The sequence below is a fragment of the Rhizobium sp. T1470 genome (assembly GCF_042140505.1).
Taxonomy (GTDB): domain Bacteria; phylum Pseudomonadota; class Alphaproteobacteria; order Rhizobiales; family Rhizobiaceae; genus Rhizobium; species Rhizobium favelukesii.
Genome location: NZ_CP148093.1, coordinates 341724 through 359117, shown reverse-complemented (window position 1 = coordinate 359117; position 17394 = coordinate 341724). Strand labels below are relative to the sequence as shown.

Sequence of the window (17394 nt, the reverse complement as noted above, 5' to 3'; positions counted from 1 at the left end):
CAAGGGCCGTTCCAATACGCGACCGATATGGCCGCAATCGGGACGGCCGGTTCGGATCTTGCTGACACTCTCGTCGAGGATCGCAGTCTGCGCTTGCTCCCGACGCATGAATTCGGTCCGCGACAGCCCGGTCAGGGCCGCGCCCCGATCGATGATCGCGAGATCGTCATCGCGAAAGCGCATGGAAACAGGCGTTCCCTTTCGGGAATTGGTGGCGGCCATATGGGTCTCTTTTCGAAGTGGAGCAGAATGTAATGCAAGACGCATACATGTCTGACCGTCAGGCTTGGGAAAGGCGCTCATGGGCGCCGTTCTGGGAGGCTTGCCAGACCGGGATGCCGAAGCGGCGCGCGTTGTCGCTAGGCTGCCAGTGACGCGGTTTTCGAGAGCCGGCCTTTTCGCGCGGTTCCAGTGAGGAAAGAAGCGGCTCACGCCGCCTCTCCCTCGCCTGCATGACGCGGCTGCAGATGGTGTAGGTAGCTGACAGCGCGCTGCGAATGGCTGGCCGCGGTAAAGATCGCCCGCTTGTCGTCTGCGAGGACCTTGAGCCAGGAAGCGAGGTAGCTCGCATGGTCGGACCGTGGTTCAAGTTCTGGAACAATGCCGAGATCAGCGCAGAGGAAGCAACTGCCGAGCTCGGCGATCAGTTCCTCGCGGGCGCGTTCGCTATTGTCCTTGGCGTAACGGCTGAGATCGCGATCGAGACGATGCGAGGCTGCCGTCCAGTGAGTCAGCTCATGACTCAAGATGGCGACGTAGGCTGCATCGTCCCTGAAATCATCAAAGGATGGCATCTGGATATAGTCGTGTGCCGCCGCATAATAGGCCGACGAACCCCCGTGGCGGATCAGCGCGCCGGTCGCCGATACGGTCAAATGGATGTGACGGGGTTGCGATCTTTGGAAACCGGCCGTCAAGACCAGCGATCTGATCGGCGTTAAAGACCGTGTATGTTTTCATGAACGGGATGTTGAGTTCGACCGCCTCGCCGGTTTCAGCGGTTTCGGTGCGGATGAACGAGCTGGCGAAGACGACCGATGTGCCGGTTTCGCCTTTGCGGACGGCAGCCCCCAGTTCTAATGCCTGGCGGAAGGTCATCCAGGTGGCCGACGAGAAACTGCGGGCAATCGCTTCGGACCAGAGGATGAGGACGTTGATGCCGGAGTACGGCTCGCCATTGTGGCGCAGCGGCCGGGTGATTCGGTCGCCTTGAGATGCCGTGTTCCAGGGCTGCATCCAGGGTCTGACGCCCTGCTCGAGTTCGGCGATGATCTTGTTGGTGATGCGGCTGTAGATTTCGGATCGTTGCTGGGTTGGCTGCCTCGTCATGTCTAACCCTCCGTTTAAGGTCGCGACGATCGCGACCTGCTACGGCGGTCCCGCAAGCCGGGCTCAAAGCGCTGGCCTGCACCCGATAGGGCCGCAACGGCAGTGGAGGACGGCAACGCCGTTGCGGGGCAGCGCGGGCCCGGCAGGACCTCAAAGCCGGGGCAGGACGCGAGGCGCGGACATCACCGGTATGTTCAACGGCAGGAGCGGAACCAAGATCGGCAGATGATGGGCAGCGGAACAGAGAGGGTTAGCCGAACACCGTTAGACACGTCCGCCCTGATGGCGCCATGCCCAGGGTGGCACGGTACGGCTTGCCGACAATAAAGGCGAAGGCGCTGTGTTCGAGTTTGGCGCCCCGATTGGATCGCGATGACGGTCGCGATCTGCGCGGTCTCATAATGAACGCCTTGCGGAAGAGAGAGTCTGGACCATGTCGTGGCTTGGTGCGGGCCGTAACGGCACGCTGCTACGCAGGCGCCGGTTGGTCGCAAGTTGGTAACAGGCCCTGACCGCTCGACGCCCAGTATAAACGACGTTGAAGAATCGTGACTCGACTCGTCCCTCACGCCAGTAGTTCAATCCGAAAACAGGGGCGGGAGGTTAGGTCGATGAGATACGCACGGGATGATGCTCGGGCTTATGCGATCAAGATAGTCTCGGTATTGCTGGCATCAGCCGTGACGGCCGGGGTTCCGACCTGGATTGTCGCCAGAGCCATGGGGTTTTGACAGACGGCAATACCGCCCTTGAGCCGCCTGCGGTCGAAAAAGCTAGGCAGGGGCGAGCAATGGCGCTCGCCCCTTGCGAGCTTGCGAGATATCCTTGTTCTCTATCGGTCAAATCGCTCCAGCATCTTTCGCAGTTGGGCGTTTTGAAGTTGAAGCTTCTGCCAAGGCCCGTCGTCGAGGCGTGATCATCGACCTGCCGCAAGGCGGGTTCGTCTGGACCATCCGGTCCTTCGACGAGCCTCTCAATATTGCGAACATCATCAGAGGCGTTCGAATGCGCATCGACCGGATTGGCGGCGTCCTGCGCACCGTCGGTGGGCGGCACCGATGCGGCTGGTGGCTGGAGCTGAGCCGGCTCCTGCGTCTCTTCGGCTACCGGCTTATCGGATGTGTCCTCGACGGCCGCGTTCTCATGGTCCTTGCCATGTCGTCTCGTCAGTCCAACCAGAAATTTCCAAGGGGACGCCGCCATCTTTCCTCAACCTCTCGGCTTTTTCCTTGCCATCGAACAGTCCTTGGACTGCATCGGTTGCGGACGGACCGCCGCCGATGTTCATGGCCAATGGGAGCAGGGATTAAATACGGTCGGCCTTAGCCGACGCGCTTGCAGGCGGCCAGTCAGGCAAGACCGTCAGGCAAGACCGAGGCGCTTGCGCAGATCGGCGTTTTCCTGGCGAAGCTTTTCTGCAAGCGACTTGCGCAGCATCTGGTTTTCCTCCTCCAGCCGGACGAGTTCCGCCATCTCGTCGGCAGCCGAAATGGGAGCATTTGTCGCGGCGGGGGTGGACTTTGCAGCGCTCGTTTTGCCAACCAGCTTCGGTCCACGTGCGGCTTTTGCGACGATCGGCTTGGTTTTGGCAGCACCCGCCGGCCTGCCCCGCTTTGCCGGTGCAGGAGGCGACTGGGTCTCCACCGTGATATCGGCACTTGCCGTCTCGAGCGTCGCCTTTTTGGCGCGCGGTGCACGCTGCTTCTTCGGCTCCGCCGCTCTTGCAGCATCGGTGATCACGGAATCGGTATTGACAGTCGCGTTGGTTTCGTTGACCATAAATCTCCTCTCGTGCCAACATAGTTGTTGGCTGCTCCAATGGCGGTGTCAATAAGGACGCCTGTTTCGAACCCACCGGCGATGAAGAAATCGCCTTATCTACCTCTACGATCTGATGACCGGCGTCATCGGAAACGTCGGAGCTTACCGCAGCCGACACCGCCTTGAGATCCAGATTGCCCCCAGATCGAGACCGGTTTCGACGTCTGACGCCGACGGCCGGATTTGACTTCAACAACGAAGTTTCGTTGCGGCTTTTTCATGTTATTGGAACCTTGAACTTAGCGAGGGAGGTGACGCTGGCCAGCGGCACAGTGGCTATATCCTCGTCAATAGCGTCATCAACTGCATCAGTCGAGGGCGACGCGCCTCCCAGATGGCGCCCGGATACGAATAGGGGCGCGATACGAATGTATCGTGCAATGATCACATCCTTGGATTGTGTGTATAGAAAGAATCCCGTAAAAGGATTTGGTGTGCAATCATGATGGAACCGCTACGATGGATGCGATTCTGACTGAAGGCTTTGATGCGGCTTTGACCCTGACCGACCATATCGAGCACCTGCCGGACAGGAAGCGGCGCGAACTAGCGCGCATCATTGAGATCCTGTTTGCCGAGGTCGAAGCCTTCCAGGCAAGCAAGCTGTCGGCGAAGCGCAATGCCGGCAGGATTCTGATGGTCCTCCTCTATGGATCTTACGCCCGCGGCGACTGGGTCGAGGATCACTTGAGCGGCTATCGCTCCGACTACGATCTGTTGATCGTCGTCAACAGCAAAACCTTCGCCGAGGAGCAGGAACTCTGGGAAGGCATCGAGGAGCGGCTCTTGAAGGAGCAGATCGCTCATCGCATCGAAACACCGGTCGTGCCGATCGTCCACACGCTGGCGGACGTTAACGACCAGCTTTCCCGCGGCCGGCCCTTCTTCGTCGACATCGCCAGGGACGGCATTGCCCTCTACGAGGAGCCCGGCCATTCACTGGCGCAGCCGAAGCCGTTGACGGCGGAGGAGCAGCGACGCGAAGCGGAGAGCCACTTCGAACAATGGCGCCAGTTGTCTGAAGAAGCATTGAGACTTGCTGAATACGGCCTGTCGAATGGCATTTGGCGTCACGGCGTTTTCATGCTCCACCAAGCGACCGAGAGTGCCTACCACTGCGCGCTGCTGACGCTCTATAGTCCCAAATCCCATCGTCTGAAGGTTCTTCGATCTCAGGCCGAAGGACTCGATATCAGGCTGGTCGAGGCCTGGCCGCGCGATAGCCGGTTTTCACGACGCTGCTTCGAGTTGCTGTCGCGGGCCTATGTGGAAGCGCGATATTCCTCGAAATACACAATAAGCAACGAGGAGCTCGGCTGGCTGGTCGAGCGCGTGAAGGCTCTGCAGACACGCGTTGAAGCAATCTGCAAAGAACGGCTTTCCTTGTAATCGATTCAGCCGTCTGCTGCTCTTGAACGGATTCGAACCGCAGACCATACGATCCCAAAAAGGTTTTGGGGTGATCTGAGGAATCTAAAAGGACATCGCTAGAGCGCCGTACCTTTAATCGAACCCATAGCCTGCGGCTGTAAAATAGTTTCGACATTCTTGGCTGTTGAAGAGGTTGCAGATGGATCCGAGCGCATTTGAGAGTGCGTCAAACGTGCGAGCGGCGGCGGCTCGGAGATGGGCCTTAATTTTGGCGAAGGCCATTTCGATCGGGTTCAAATCTGGCGAATAAGACGGCAGAAACAGGAGCCACGCACCAACTTCCTTGAGGCAGGCTTTGGCTTTATCGCTCTTGTGAACGCGAAGATTATCCAGGATGACGACATTGCCTGGTTCGAGTGTCGGCGCAAGCTGGGTCTCGATGTAGGTGTCGAAGATTTCCCGGTTCATCGGCCTGTCAATAATCCAGGGCGCAGTAAGACCGAAACAGCGCAAGCCTGCAATGAATGTCTGTGTCCCCCAGTGGCCAAAGTGCAGATTCCGAGGCAATCCGCCCCCGCATTCCGAAATGATGCCGCCCCCCAATTCCGAGAATTAACCGCCCCCTTGTTCCGAGATGATGCCGCCCTCTGATTGGGGTGTTTGTCGGGGTGTTCTGCTGGTGAGACGTTCGTCCTTTCAGTTGCCTGAGAGGAAGGAACGCGATGCCAGCGGAGAGACTAAAGATGCGGCGTGTCCGCGAGATACTGAGATACAGATTTGAGGAAGGCCTTGGCCACAAGTCGATTGCGGTGCGCGTTGGTGCGGCGCCGTCGACGGTGCGTGAGACGCTGCGCCGTGTGGACATTGCTGGGCTTTCCTGGCCGTTGGGCGAGGACGTCAGCGATGCGATGTTGGAAGCGGCTCTCTACAAGGCTGCCGGCACGAAGACCGGTCATCGCCGCAGCGCTGAGCCGGATTGGGCAATTGTTCACCGGGAACTGAAGCGCAAGCATGTGACGCTGCAGATCCTCTGGGACGAGTATATCGGCCTTCATCCCGAGGGATATCGCTACAGCCGTTACTGTGATTTGTATCGCGGCTGGGCGCTGAAGCTGCCGGTGACAATGCGCCAAAACCATGCGGCCGGCGAAAAGCTGTTCGTCGATTATGCCGGCGACACGGTCACGGTGGTCGTCGACAGATTGTCGGGAAAGACGCGGCAAGCCCACCTGTTCGTCGCAGTGCTCGGCGCATCGAGCCTTTCATTTGCACATGCTCGCTGGAGCGAAACGTTGCCCGACTGGATCGAATGTCACCTGCTTGCGCTTGAGGCGTTCGGTGGCGCACCGGCGTTGCTGGTTCCCGACAACGCCAAGGTCGCCGTCATCAAGGCCTGCCATTTTGATCCGCAGGTCAATCGCACCTATGCCGGGATGGCGGCTCATTACGGAAGCGCTGTTCTTCCGGCACGACCGCGCCGGCCTCGGGACAAGGCGAAGGTCGAAGCCGCGGTTCGCATTGTCGAGCGCTGGCTGCTGGGTCGACTACGCCACCGCGTCTTTTACAGCCTTGCCGACGTGAATGCGGCGATTGCTGAATTGCTCGCTGATCTCAACGACAGGCGCGTCCTGCGTCGCGTCGGGCGCACGCGACGGCAATTGTTCGAAGAGCTGGATTATCCCGCCCTGCGTCCGCTGACTGTGGAACGATACGTCTTTGCGGAATGGAAGATACGCAGGGCCGGTCTCGATTATCATGTCGATATCGACAAGCACTATTACTCGGTGCCCTACCGCTTTGCGCGTGAGCAGGTCGAGGCCCGCATCACCGCCAATACCATCGAGATCTTCCACAAAGGTGAGCGGATTGCCGCCCACAGGCGTTCGAGTGGCAATGGCAAGCACACGACAACGCCCGAGCACATGCCGTCATCGCATCGCCGCTTTGCCGACTGGACGATCGAACGTATCAGCCGCGAAGCCTCCGCGATCGGCTCAGACGTTGCATTGCTCTGCGAGCGTATTCTTGCCGATCGACCGCATCCCGAACAGGGCTACAGAGCCTGTCTGGGCATTATCCGCCTCGTCAAAGCGTTTGAGCGCGAGAGGGTCAATGCAGCCTGCGGCCGGGCATTGGAAATCGGCGCTCGAACCTATGGCTCGGTGCGTTCCATTCTCGACAATCACCTTGACCGACCGTCGGCGTCATCAGGCGCATCATCACCCGAGCCGATCAACCACTCCAACATCCGCGGTCCCCGCTATTACCACTGAGGAGACGACATATGCTTGCACATCCCACCCTTGATAAATTGAATGCCATGGGCCTGACCGGCATGGCCAAGGCGTTCAACGAACTGCTGACCAACGGTGAGAGCGAACAACTCTCCCATGCCGAATGGCTCGGGCTACTGCTGGAGCGAGAATGGAGTTCGCGCCACGATCGCAAGCTTGCCGCCCGGCTGCGGTTTGCCAAGCTTCGCCATCATGCTGTGCCTGAGGATGTCGATTACCGCAGCGACCGCGGTCTCGATCGTGCGCTGTTCATGAAGCTGATCGGCGGCGACTGGATTGATGCCCACGACAACCTCGCGATTTGCGGGCCATCTGGCGTTGGCAAAAGCTGGTTAGCCTGTGCACTCGGGCACAAGGCCTGCCGCGACGATCGCTCAGTTCTTTATCAACGCGTGCCACGCTTGTTTGCCAATCTCGCTCTTGCCCACGGCGACGGCCGCTATGCAAGGCTGCAGCGAACCCTCGGCCACGTCCAGCTCTTGATCCTTGATGACTGGGGTCTGGAACCGCTCAATGAGCAGGCACGCCACGACCTCCTGGAGATCCTCGAAGATCGCTACGGACGCCGCTCGACGATTATCACCAGCCAGCTTCCGGTATCAGCCTGGCACGAGATCATCGGCAACCCAACCTACGCCGATGCCATCCTCGATCGCCTCGTTCACAACGCCCACCGCATCGACCTATCCGGCGAAAGCTTGCGGCGAAATCAGCGCCGGAAATCTTGACTCGTTACACGAATGAACTGACAACAATCACAGCCAGCAGGACCCCAGCCTCAAGGGGGCGAGATCATCCCGGAATCCGGGGGCGCAATCATCTCGGAACAAAGGGGCGGCTTCATCGGAATCGGCAGCCAAAGGGCGCATCCGTGATGAGACGCTCGCCGCGCGGGGAGCGCCCACGCAGTCTCACCATCTTTGTGTTCACCGAGGTTTCGTCCAAGAAAACAAGTCGATGCGGTTCAAATCGCATCCGGGGTTGGCGTTTCGAAATCCAGACATCACGATCCTTTCGGATATCAGCGCGAGCGCGTTCCGACGCCATTATCTGTTTTTTTATATGTGTATCCCTGCGTTATCAAAAACCGGACGATGGTGGAATAACCAATCCATGTTCATCCTCAAGGCGACGGGCAAGCTCTGGCATGGTGATATCCGGTTTGCCTTCGACCTGTGCGACCAGGAAATCGCGAAACGCCGACAGTTTCCCTGCACCTGGTGGCCTTCCTTGACGCGCGGGGGTTATCAGCCCAGTCCGCTCCCGGCGTTGCAGCAGCTTGATCGCACTGCTGTCGCTGATTGCGAAATGACGGGCAGCGGCTCGCCGTGATTGGCCGCTAGCGACCATGGAAACAACACGCTGACGAAGATCAACAGAATGAGATTTACCCATGTGATTCACCTCCAACCGCAGTGAATCACACCAATACCCTCGTGAAAACCCCACTCGATTCTCAATTCAAGTGCGATGCTCTAGCGGGTGCCCGCGCCCGATTTCAGTCTTGCCACGGGTCGACTACGATCACGCCGGTATCATCGAAATCCTGAACATTACGCGTGACTACAGTTAAACCGTGAACCAGCGCGGTAGCGGCGATCAAAGCATCAGCCTCGTTGCGGCGGTCTGGAATATGTATGTGGGCACAACGCGTCGCTATCGCGTCATCGATTGGCAGAACTCGCTCGGCGAATTCAGGGCGAACACGGCTATCCATCCACCCCCGCAAGCGAGAGCCCTGGGCAGCGTCGCGACGCTGGACGGTTAATATTCCGCGCTCAATTTCCAGGATCGTAATTGCGGAAATGAACAAGTCATTGGAATCTTGCGCACCGACCCACTTCGTCACATTGGCATCTGCTTTACCGTCTCCAACTTTGCGCAACTCGGAGACGACGTTTGTATCCAGCAGGTACTTCAAGACAGATCGACCTCGCGAGGTGCAATTTCCACTCTCAGTGGATCTAATTCGATCGTCGACAAACCAGGCATTGAAAGAGTATCGACGAGATTCCGTCGCTTGCCGGTCAGGCGGACGAATTCGCTGTACGTCATCAACACATGGGACGGCTTCCCGCGATCTGTAATAACTACAGGTCCTCTTTTGGCAGCCTTCTTTGCCTTACTGACGTCGTGGTTCAACTCCCGCCTAGACAAACTTGTGATGCTCATAGAATGCCTCCATGTAGGAACATACCTACATATATGATATTATTGACTGTGGAGCAATATCCAAGATAGCCGCCTTGAGGGGATCGGAACCGGCGACACCCTGCATTCGTAAGTAGTTCGCTCTGTGCCACTTCAGATAACGAGGATGAGGCGGCTCGTGATCGCGACGGCATGATCGCCGTAGGCCCAATATCACTAAATCGAAGGAAATCCGTCTCTCAAGTCACGGTCGAAAGGGTTAGGATCTCCACTGCCAAGGCCAATCACCATTAGAGGATATTCGATGTTGTTTGGCTGGAGCCCTAATATCGTTGAGACATCTTGATCATAAAACGCTGCAGTCGGCCACGTCCTGATATCAACGGAAGTGGCAACCATCTGTACCACCTGTGATAAGTGACCCGCATCTAATAATGCGACCCGGTATGATCGAGAATTTCTATATTTCCACATCAGGTTGTCAAAGCGGCAGGTTATAATAATTGCGGCGCTTACGTCGTCGGAGAATCCTTGATCCCCGAAAAGACGCGCGAAACTGAAATCGTCCGCTAGGTCAGCGACACGTGCCAAACGGTCGTTGTGGGACTGGTAGTGGAAAATACCGGCATTAAGATCTGAGACGCGATCGGCGATCAAATAGCATTCACAGCTTTGAAGGGATCCTCCCGAAGGCGCGGTCCGACCATCGTTGGCGTGAACATGCCCATATCCTTATATGCGTCCCCATCGTGCTCGCGATATCGGAAGGCATTGCGAATTACGGTCGCCACCGCCCGAAATTTCAATTGCTGTCGGGTGAACCGCCGTTTGTTATTCGCTGCTCAAGTGCGTCCTTCAGGGTTCCGAGGTGATCGGCGGTATCCTCGCCGAGATCGATCGGGTCAACACCGCGCACTGTGGCGAAAGCGTCGCTGGGCATTTCATCCATGATGCCCTCGCAAGGTGATGTCAGGTTAACCGATGATGAAGTTGTAGGCGGTAGTTGGTAGTCATGATTGAGTCGACTGTCAGCTACAAGCGTCATCGTTTCCCGTCCGCTGTGATCGCTCGGGCGGTCTGGCTGTACTTCCGATTTCCGCTGAGCCTTCGCCTAGTGGAAGAGATGCTGCTGGAGCGCGGCATCGTCGTTTCCTATGAGACGATCCGGTGTTGGGCGAAGAAGTTCGGCCGTGACTATGCCGGCCTCTTGCGGCGCAAAGCACCGAGCCCAAATGACGTGTGGCATTTGGACGAAGGTGCGCCACGAAGGCGCGAAGGAGGAGCTATGATTTAGGCACTTCCCAAGCAGCCATGCTGCACAGGAGATGAGGGCTGGCCCCTCGAAGCCGGCTTGCAGGAGCGGGTTTCAAACCACCTCAAGCTGCTGTCGTAAAGAGCGATGGTGGTGAGCGTTGAGGAAAAGGCCGGACTTGATCCGGTCAGGTAAGATGCAAGGAGACGAGCGTGAGCGAACCGCTGACGACGTGTCGAAAAGTGCATAGATGGCGTCAAAACCGGGTGGGCTTCGTTAACCCGGGAGAAGTCTGGGAGATACCTGTCTACTGCCCAGATGGCGTCCGGCATGAAGGCGGCGTGACCTTGCTTCAGGCTCTTGTGTGGAACGTGGGAACCTGTCGCCCCGATGCGAAGGGAGACATCCAAGTGGAAGCACCATGAGGATCCGAGTACCGATGCGGGGCACAGGGACGGAGTTGCGTGTAGTAGTGAAGAAGGTGCTGTAATGGCGTTGGAGCGAAGGCGCAACACTGTCCAGCTTTATCGAAAGGTCAACCGTCATGCGGGAGGAGCCTTTGGGTAAAGCAAAGCCGTTCGATATTCCTAAACGGGCTGTTTGGGAGGCTTATCAACGGGTAAAGGCGAACCGGGGTGCAGCCGGGGTCGATGATCAGTCGATCGAGGATCTTGAGCGGGATGTGAAGAACAACCTGTTCAAGCTCTGGAACCGATTGTCATCTGGCAGCTACTTTCCGCCGCCAGTCAAACGGGTCGCGATCAAAAAGCGGCAAGGCGGTACAAGGCCGTTGGGCATTCCCACGGTCTCAGACCGGATTGCGCAAGGGGTGGTGAAGGCATACCTGGAACCGGAACTGGAAAGACATTTCCATCCCGATTCCTATGGGTATAGGCCCGGCAAGTCGGCACTCGAGGCCGTGGGTATGGCAAGGCAGAGATGCTGGCGCCATGACTGGGTTCTCGATCTCGACATTCAGGCCTTCTTCGACACCATTCCACACGACCTGTTGCTACGGGCGGTGCGAAAGCACACCGACTGCACGTGGGTGTTGTTGTACATTGAACGGTGGCTGACGGCTCCCGTGCAACTGGAGAACGGCACTTTGGAACCTCGGGAGAGGGGAACTCCGCAGGGGTCAGTTATCTCACCCTTGCTGGCGAACCTCTTTTTGCACTATGCGTTCGATCGGTGGATGGCCAAACACCGTCCTGAGATTCCGTTTGAACGCTTTGCCGATGATGCCGTTTGTCATTGCAGCAGCGAGCGTCAGGCCCAAAAGTTGCAAACGGATCTTGAGCAACGGTTTGCTGAATGCGGACTGAAGTTACATCCAAACAAGACACAGATCGTGTATTGCAAGGATAACGTTCGGCGGGGGCATTGCCCCAATCAGAAGTTCGACTTTCTCGGCTACACCTTTCGACCGAGACTGGCAATGAACCGATGGGGCAAGACCTTCGTCAATTTCAGTCCGGGTATCAGCAACCGAGCCGCGAAAGCCATCCGTCAGACAATGCGGGACTGGCAGCTTGACCGCCGTATCGACAAGCGCATCAATGATCTGGCCAAGATGTTCAATCCGATCCTTCGTGGTTGGATGAACTACTATGGTCGTTACCACAAATCGGCACTTTCCCGAGCATTGATGCACCTCGATCTGCGCCTGGCACGCTGGGCCATGTCGAAATATCGACGCCTGAGACGCCATCGTCGGCGTGCGCGGTACTGGGTCCAGGACGTAAGGCGTCGGGAGCCAGCGCTGTTTGCACATTGGCGATTGCTGTATCGGGCAACGGCTGGACGGTAGGAGCCGGATGAGTGGAGACGCTCACGTCCGGATCTGTGAGAGTTGCGCCTTGCAAGCGCGTTGAATTCAGCCGTCTGAGATGACGGCCACGGCAAAGCCTAGCGAGCAGCCGTGTACTGAGTCTTGCGTGGTGTCCGGTAACGTATAGCGCGACGATCAGGATGAGACGCGAGCGACAATCTGGATGAGATTCTTATGTCGCGGTTGGAGCGAAGTTATCATGTTGATTGTCGCTGGCAAGAGTTTCATCGTGTTCTGATTGCCGCTCCGCGACAAGCTGGGAAGAGCTTTTGATTGTCGCGAATGAGGCGGGTCTGCCGCGCTGGCGTTTGGCTTCCATGGCCGAACGCCGCCGGTAGCTTTCGACATTCATCTCGAAGATTGTTGCGTGATGGACAAGTCGGTCCACCGCGGCAAGCGTCATGGCCGGGTCTGGAAAGACGCGGTTCCATTCTCCGAAGGGCTGATTGGCGGTGATCATGATGGAACGCCGCTCATATCTTGCGGAGATGAGTTCGAAGAGCACGCTCGTTTCGGCCTGGTCCTTGGTGACGTAGGCCAGGTCGTCGAGGATGAGAAGATCGAACTTGTCGAGCTTTGCGATGGCGGCTTCGAGCTGAAGCTCCCTCCGCGCGACCTGAAGCTTCTGGACGAGATCGGTCGTGCGGGTGAAGAGCACGCGCCAGCCGTTCTCGATTAGCGCGAGGCCGACGGCTGCGGCGAGATGGCTCTTTCCGCCGCCGGGCGGACCGAACATCAGGATATTGGCGCCTTTGGCGAGCCAGCTATCGCCGGCTGCAATCGCCATGACCTGGGCCTTGGAGACCATGGGAACAGCGTCGAAGGCGAAGCTGTCGAGCGTCTTTCCGGGTGGCAGGTGGGCCTCGGCGAGGTGTCTTTCGATCCTGCGATGGGCGCGTTCGGCCAATTCATGCTCGGCGATGGCCGAGAGGAAACGGGCAGCAGGCCATCCTTCCCGATCGGCCTGCTCGGCAAATTGGTGCCAGAACGTCTTGATCGTCGGCAGCCTCAGTTCGTTGAGCATGATGCCGAGGCGGGCTTCATCGACTGTGTGGATGTTGCTCTTCATGCGACCTCTCCCGCATAGGCCGTGCCGATCAGGGCTTCATAACCATTGAGCGACGCGAGTTGCACATGAACGATCGGCAACTGATCCGGGTCCGGGCTGAAGACCGCTCTCAAAGCCGCCAGATCAGGCAGTTTGTGGGCGTCGAGCGTTTTGGCAAGCTCCTCGGCCAGTTCACGCTCGCAACTGCGATCGTGAGCCAAGGCAAGCAGTTCCACGGTGATCTTGCAAGCCTGCCGCTCGGGCAGTTGCTCGATGAGCGCGTCGAAAGTCCTGCGATATTCCGGCCTGGGGAAGAGCTTGTCGCGATAGACGAGCCCCAAAAGCGCCATCGGCTTTTTGCGCAGGGAATGAATGACGTGATGATAGTTGACGACTTGATCGTGCTTGCCACTCGCGTGGGCGCGGCCTCGGGGTAATGTCAGCAGATGCGTGCCGCCGATGAAGACGTCGAGGCGATCGTCGAACAGACGCACCCGCAGCCGGTGGCCAATCAGACGGGAAGGCACGGTGTAGAAGACCTTGCGCAAGGCGAAGCCGCCGGTGCTCGATACGGTGACGATGACCTCTTCGAAGTCGGTGGTGCGACGATCGGGAAGAGCTTGCAGATGCGTGCGCTCGGCATCGATGCGCTTGCCATGTGCGGCATTGCGGCGGCTGACGATCTCATCGATGAAGGCGCGATAGGATCCGAGGTCGCCAAAGTCCCTGGTTCCGCGCATCAGCAGAGCATCGCGGATCGCATTCTTGAGATGGCCGTGGGAACTTTCGATCGAGCCGTTCTCGTGCGCGACGCCCTTGTTGTTGCGCGTCGGCGTCATGCGATAATGGGCGCACAGTTCGTCGTAGCGATGCGTCAGATCGACCTTGGCGTCGGCATCGAGGTTGCGGAAGGCGGCCGATAAGCTGTCGCTGCGATGATAGAGCGGCGAACCGCCAACCGACCACAGGGCGTTCTGCAGCCCCTCGGCCAGAGCGACGAAGCTCTCTCCACCCAGGATGACATGGGCATGCTCGAAGCCCGACCAGACCAGCCGGAAGTGATAAAGCAGATGATCGAGCGATTGGCCGGCGATCGTCACGCCGAGGCTGCCCATGTCGGTAAAATCCGACAGTCCTAACCGACCGGGTTCGTGCATCTGACGGAAGATCACTTCCTGCTCCTGACCGTGAACAGCCCGCCATGATCGGATACGACGCTCAATCGTACGGCGAACACCTTCTGACAGCTCTGGATGACGCCGCAGCATCTCGTTGTAAACGGCGACCGCTCGGATGCCGGGCGCGGCCTTGAGGAGCGGAACAACCTCGGCGTCGAAGATGTGCTCAAGGGGATCGGGGCGACGCCGGTCGCGCGGCGGCTTGGTCTGCGATGGAAGACGCGCATCCTTCTCGATGCGGTAAGCCGTCGCCCGGCTGATCGACGCCTTGGCGGCAGCGACCTCAATGGGGTTGTTTTGTCGGTACTTCATAAAAAGCCTCGTCTGATGATCGGTTACATGGCGACCCGGCACAAAGGTGATTCTCCATTCTCAGAAAATCACCGACGCTACCGGGCCAACCGCGATCATGAGACGCCGAAAAATTGCGCCGCGGCGGGGGTGTAACTCCAGTCGGGCTACGCCCTCCCTTCGTCACACCCCCGCCGCCGAGTCTCATCCTGATTGACGCTGAGTCTCACCTTGTTTGTCGCCGCGCAGTAACGGCCGCTGCGAAGCGTAGACAAGGAGATTGTAGGCCGGAACATACGTGAACGGATAGATAGCCCCGAAATCGAACGTGATCGGAGTAGCCGACCCTGTCTCTCAAAGGGGAAGGCGGAATCGCAGGCCGCGTCTTTGCGAGTGGTCCAAGGTGCTCCCGGGGTTCGTACCGCCAGCATGCAATCGAAGGATTTGACGTGAACAAGGGAGATCCAACCGGTTCAAGCGCAAGCTTGTAGGACCTGCCAAGCCGATGAGGCGAGAAGGGGCTGATGACCGGGTGGAAGTCAGACTGACTGATAGTACTCCGAGGTCGGGAGAGCCGGCCACATGGGGAAGCGGTCAGCGGTAGTTGAAATGTTTTTGGGCAACATGGGCTCCATTCAACGGGAGACACGGCCTTTCATGCAAAGGGAAGATCAGCTGACCATGGAAACGGGACTTGAACATATAGCAGCGAAAGCTCGGTGTGAGCCGAAACTCCGCTTTACGTCGCTTGCCCATCACATCACGCGCGAACGGGTGCAGAGGAATCTGTTGAGGATTCCGCAGCGCTCGGCCGCCGGGGTGGATGGTCAGACGGTGAAGGCGGCGAAGGAGAGCTTTGGAGAATGGATAGAGCCGATGCTCCAATCCATTCACCGCCAGGGATATCGCGCGCCGGCAGTGCGGCGCGTTTACATCCCCAAGCCCGGCAAGACGGAGAAGCGCCCGCTCGGGGTGCCAACTGTTTCGGACCGGGCGCTTCAGCGCAGCACAGCTGCGGTGCTGTCGGCGATCTACGAGCAGGACTTCTTGCCCTGCTCGTTCGGCGGCAGGCCGCATCTTAGCGCTCATCATGCCCTGTCGACCCTCAACGAGGCAATCTGCGGCGGCCGGACGAGCTGGGTGCTGGAGGCGGACTTGAAGAACTATTTTGGGAGTCTGTCGCATGAGTGGCTGCTCCGGTTTGTCGAGCATCGAGTCGGGGATCCGCGCGTGATCAGCTTGATCAGGCGCTGGCTGAAAGCAGGCGTCCTTGAGGACGGGGCTGTCCACCCGAGTGATGAAGGAACTCCTCAAGGAGGGTCGATCAGCGTTTTGCTGAGCAACGTTTATCTCCATTATGTGCTCGACCTCTGGTTCGAGCGCGTGGTGAAGGTCCAGCTCAAGGGCGAAGCCCGGCTGGTGCGTTATATCGACGACTTCGTGATCTGTTTCCAACATCAATCGGATGCGCTCCGCGTCGAGGACGCTCTCCGTCATCGTTTGGGGAAGTTTGGCCTCACTCTTGAGCCGAGCAAGACCAAGTTGGTCGAGTTTGGTCGGTTTGCTCAGAGAGATGCGAGCAAACGCGGCAGAAATCGCCCGGAGACGATCTACTTTCTGGGCATGACGCTGTACTGCTCGCGGAACCAAAAGGGTAATACCAACATGCATTGATCAAAACCGATGCGCCCACTCGCGCAGTCCAATGGACATTATCTTCCAGGGTTGCGCGACGAGTTTGTTCCAGGCGGCACAGCAGTGAGCGACGATGTCCTCGTAGTCTGTGAAGATGCGGTTCGACAGCCAGTTGTCCCTCATAAACTGCCAGACGTTTTCGACAGGGTTCAATTCAGGCGAACGCGGCGGCAAGAACAGCAATGTGATGTTGTCAGGGACGCTGAGCTTCGGCGTGACGTGCCATCCGGCTTGATCGAGGATGAGGACCGCGTGAGCGCCGTCATCGACTGCCTGGCTGATTTCCAGCAGATGTTGATTCATGGCGTCGGTATCGCAATAGGGCAATACGAGGCCCGCGCCCTTACCTTTCTTGGGGCAGATGGCACCGAAGATGTACGCCCACATCGTCCGTTGATCCAGCGGCGCTGAAGGTCGGGTGCCACGGCGAGCCCATCGGCGGGTGATCTTGTTTTTCTGACCTATGCGCGCCTCGTCGGCCCACCAGAGTTCGATCTCGGTATTCTTCGGGAGGCTGCTTCTGATGGCTGCCAATGCGGCAGGGAACTCTTTTTAAAAGCGTCCACTTCGGGTTCATTCTGGGCGTAGTGGCGCGGCCGGGCAGACAGCTTGGCAAAGCCGAGAGCCTTCAATTCGCGACCAACCGTGGTCTCGTCCATCGAGATCCGGAATTCCTGGAAGATCCATTGGACCAGATCCTTGCGCCGCCACCGAACGACACCGTGGATAGCCGGGATCGGACCACGCTCTACAATCTTGGCCAAGGCCTGGCGCTGATCATCATTCAGCTTGGGCCGATTGCCGGGAGCCTTGCCGTTGAGGAGCCCGGCCGACCCGTGCTCATTGAAACGAACGACCCAGTCGCGAACAATCTGCAAGGTCACGCCCCCGATCCGGGCCGCATCTGTACGCGAGCCGCCGTCATAAATTTCCGCCAACGCCAGAAGCCGCCGCGCTTGAGCGGCATCCTTGGTCCCTTTCGCGAACTGCCGCAGAGCAGGACCATCAAAATCATCGCGCAATGCAATCGCCGAACCCATTGCAAACCTCCCGTTTGCCCCATGGATTCAGATTTTCACCGATTCGGGAATCCCAAGTGAGTCGCACTCTGCGCTCGCTGGTATAACTTCAAG

At 58.3% G+C, this 17394-nt stretch carries 13 protein-coding genes and 4 pseudogenes; 6 read left to right on the top strand and 11 right to left on the bottom strand.

What is annotated here, in order from left to right:
• Window positions 1-428: 428 nt before the first annotated feature.
• Window positions 429-1329, bottom strand: a pseudogene (locus WGT02_RS31555) (ArdC family protein).
• A gap of 1362 nt (window positions 1330-2691) precedes the next feature.
• Complete coding sequence (locus WGT02_RS31550) at window positions 2692-3108, bottom strand: transcriptional regulator (RefSeq protein ID WP_225040249.1); 417 nt, start codon at window positions 3106-3108, stop codon at window positions 2692-2694.
• Between the two features lie 501 nt (window positions 3109-3609).
• Here WGT02_RS31550 and WGT02_RS31545 point away from each other — a divergent pair.
• Window positions 3610-4539: a HEPN domain-containing protein gene (locus tag WGT02_RS31545; protein WP_024319012.1), complete on the top strand. Its 930-nt coding sequence runs from the start codon at window positions 3610-3612 to the stop codon at window positions 4537-4539.
• 114 nt (window positions 4540-4653) lie between these two features.
• Here WGT02_RS31545 and WGT02_RS31540 read toward each other — a convergent pair.
• Window positions 4654-5073 (bottom strand): annotated as a pseudogene (locus WGT02_RS31540) (transposase); the annotation flags it as partial.
• Window positions 5074-5264: 191 nt separating this feature from the next.
• Between WGT02_RS31540 and istA (WGT02_RS31535) the strand changes: the two are divergent.
• Together istA (WGT02_RS31535) and istB (WGT02_RS31530) are read left to right on the top strand one after the other, a co-directional pair.
• Window positions 5265-6794, top strand: coding sequence for an IS21 family transposase (gene istA, locus WGT02_RS31535; protein ID WP_208245675.1), 1530 nt, complete (start codon window positions 5265-5267; stop codon window positions 6792-6794).
• Window positions 6795-6805: 11 nt separating this feature from the next.
• The gene (gene istB, locus WGT02_RS31530) at window positions 6806-7543 is read left to right on the top strand and encodes an IS21-like element ISRel16 family helper ATPase IstB (protein WP_024317380.1); all 738 of its coding nucleotides are present in this window, start codon (window positions 6806-6808) and stop codon (window positions 7541-7543) included.
• Between the two features lie 352 nt (window positions 7544-7895).
• Here istB (WGT02_RS31530) and WGT02_RS31525 read toward each other — a convergent pair whose 3' ends face one another.
• The 5 genes and pseudogenes from WGT02_RS31525 to WGT02_RS31505 all read right to left on the bottom strand — a co-directional run bounded on the left by WGT02_RS31525 (window position 7896) and on the right by WGT02_RS31505 (window position 9915).
• Window positions 7896-8210 (bottom strand): helix-turn-helix domain-containing protein, encoded by a 315-nt coding sequence (locus WGT02_RS31525; protein ID WP_208245830.1) that lies wholly within the window; start codon window positions 8208-8210, stop codon window positions 7896-7898.
• 103 nt (window positions 8211-8313) lie between these two features.
• On the bottom strand, window positions 8314-8736 hold the full coding sequence (locus tag WGT02_RS31520; protein ID WP_208245993.1) for a type II toxin-antitoxin system VapC family toxin: 423 nt from the start codon (window positions 8734-8736) through the stop codon (window positions 8314-8316).
• Window positions 8733-8987, bottom strand: coding sequence for a type II toxin-antitoxin system prevent-host-death family antitoxin (locus tag WGT02_RS31515; protein WP_208245991.1), 255 nt, complete (start codon window positions 8985-8987; stop codon window positions 8733-8735). Before WGT02_RS31515 ends, WGT02_RS31520 begins: the two co-directional genes overlap by 4 nt.
• 195 nt (window positions 8988-9182) lie before the next feature.
• Window positions 9183-9662, bottom strand: a pseudogene (locus tag WGT02_RS31510) (SagB/ThcOx family dehydrogenase); the annotation flags it as partial.
• 106 nt (window positions 9663-9768) lie between these two features.
• Window positions 9769-9915, bottom strand: coding sequence for a hypothetical protein (locus tag WGT02_RS31505; RefSeq protein ID WP_208245989.1), 147 nt, complete (start codon window positions 9913-9915; stop codon window positions 9769-9771).
• Window positions 9916-9978: 63 nt separating this feature from the next.
• Here WGT02_RS31505 and WGT02_RS31500 point away from each other — a divergent pair.
• A pseudogene (locus WGT02_RS31500) lies at window positions 9979-10221 on the top strand (IS6 family transposase); the annotation flags it as partial.
• Window positions 10222-10777: 556 nt separating this feature from the next.
• Window positions 10778-12028, top strand: a complete 1251-nt coding sequence (gene ltrA, locus WGT02_RS31495) for a group II intron reverse transcriptase/maturase (RefSeq protein ID WP_225040253.1) — start codon at window positions 10778-10780, stop codon at window positions 12026-12028.
• A 193-nt stretch (window positions 12029-12221) separates the two neighbouring features.
• On the opposite strand, the gene istB (WGT02_RS31490) is transcribed toward ltrA, so the two are convergent.
• Together istB (WGT02_RS31490) and istA (WGT02_RS31485) are read right to left on the bottom strand one after the other, a co-directional pair.
• Window positions 12222-13118 carry an IS21-like element helper ATPase IstB gene (istB, locus tag WGT02_RS31490; RefSeq protein ID WP_208245168.1) on the bottom strand — a complete coding sequence of 299 codons (897 nt, stop codon included), beginning with the start codon at window positions 13116-13118 and terminating at the stop codon, window positions 12222-12224.
• On the bottom strand, window positions 13115-14587 hold the full coding sequence (gene istA / locus WGT02_RS31485) for an IS21 family transposase (RefSeq protein WP_208245170.1): 1473 nt from the start codon (window positions 14585-14587) through the stop codon (window positions 13115-13117). The genes istB (WGT02_RS31490) and istA (WGT02_RS31485) overlap by 4 nt, the downstream gene beginning before the upstream one ends.
• A gap of 636 nt (window positions 14588-15223) precedes the next feature.
• Here istA (WGT02_RS31485) and WGT02_RS31480 point away from each other — a divergent pair.
• Window positions 15224-16240, top strand: coding sequence for a reverse transcriptase domain-containing protein (locus WGT02_RS31480; RefSeq protein ID WP_375679818.1), 1017 nt, complete (start codon window positions 15224-15226; stop codon window positions 16238-16240).
• On the opposite strand, the gene WGT02_RS31475 is transcribed toward WGT02_RS31480, so the two are convergent.
• A protein-coding gene (locus WGT02_RS31475; protein ID WP_112334090.1) for an IS630 family transposase occupies window positions 16241-17301 on the bottom strand; the annotation gives its coding sequence in 2 pieces (ribosomal slippage) (window positions 16241-16809 and window positions 16809-17301; 1062 coding nt in all).
• Between the last annotated feature and the right edge of the window lie 93 nt (window positions 17302-17394).

What these genes read in the sequence shown, in the direction of transcription:
- WGT02_RS31550 (WP_225040249.1), bottom strand. Translation starts at nt 3,108, where the DNA reads ATGGTCAACGAAACCAACGCGACTGTCAATACCGATTCCGTGATCACC.
- WGT02_RS31545 (WP_024319012.1), top strand. Translation starts at nt 3,610, where the DNA reads ATGGATGCGATTCTGACTGAAGGCTTTGATGCGGCTTTGACCCTGACC.
- istA (WP_208245675.1), top strand. Translation starts at nt 5,265, where the DNA reads ATGCGGCGTGTCCGCGAGATACTGAGATACAGATTTGAGGAAGGCCTT.
- istB (WP_024317380.1), top strand. Translation starts at nt 6,806, where the DNA reads ATGCTTGCACATCCCACCCTTGATAAATTGAATGCCATGGGCCTGACC.
- WGT02_RS31525 (WP_208245830.1), bottom strand. Translation starts at nt 8,210, where the DNA reads ATGGGTAAATCTCATTCTGTTGATCTTCGTCAGCGTGTTGTTTCCATG.
- WGT02_RS31515 (WP_208245991.1), bottom strand. Translation starts at nt 8,987, where the DNA reads ATGAGCATCACAAGTTTGTCTAGGCGGGAGTTGAACCACGACGTCAGT.
- WGT02_RS31505 (WP_208245989.1), bottom strand. Translation starts at nt 9,915, where the DNA reads ATGGATGAAATGCCCAGCGACGCTTTCGCCACAGTGCGCGGTGTTGAC.
- istB (WP_208245168.1), bottom strand. Translation starts at nt 13,118, where the DNA reads ATGAAGAGCAACATCCACACAGTCGATGAAGCCCGCCTCGGCATCATG.
- istA (WP_208245170.1), bottom strand. Translation starts at nt 14,587, where the DNA reads ATGAAGTACCGACAAAACAACCCCATTGAGGTCGCTGCCGCCAAGGCG.
- WGT02_RS31480 (WP_375679818.1), top strand. Translation starts at nt 15,224, where the DNA reads ATGCAAAGGGAAGATCAGCTGACCATGGAAACGGGACTTGAACATATA.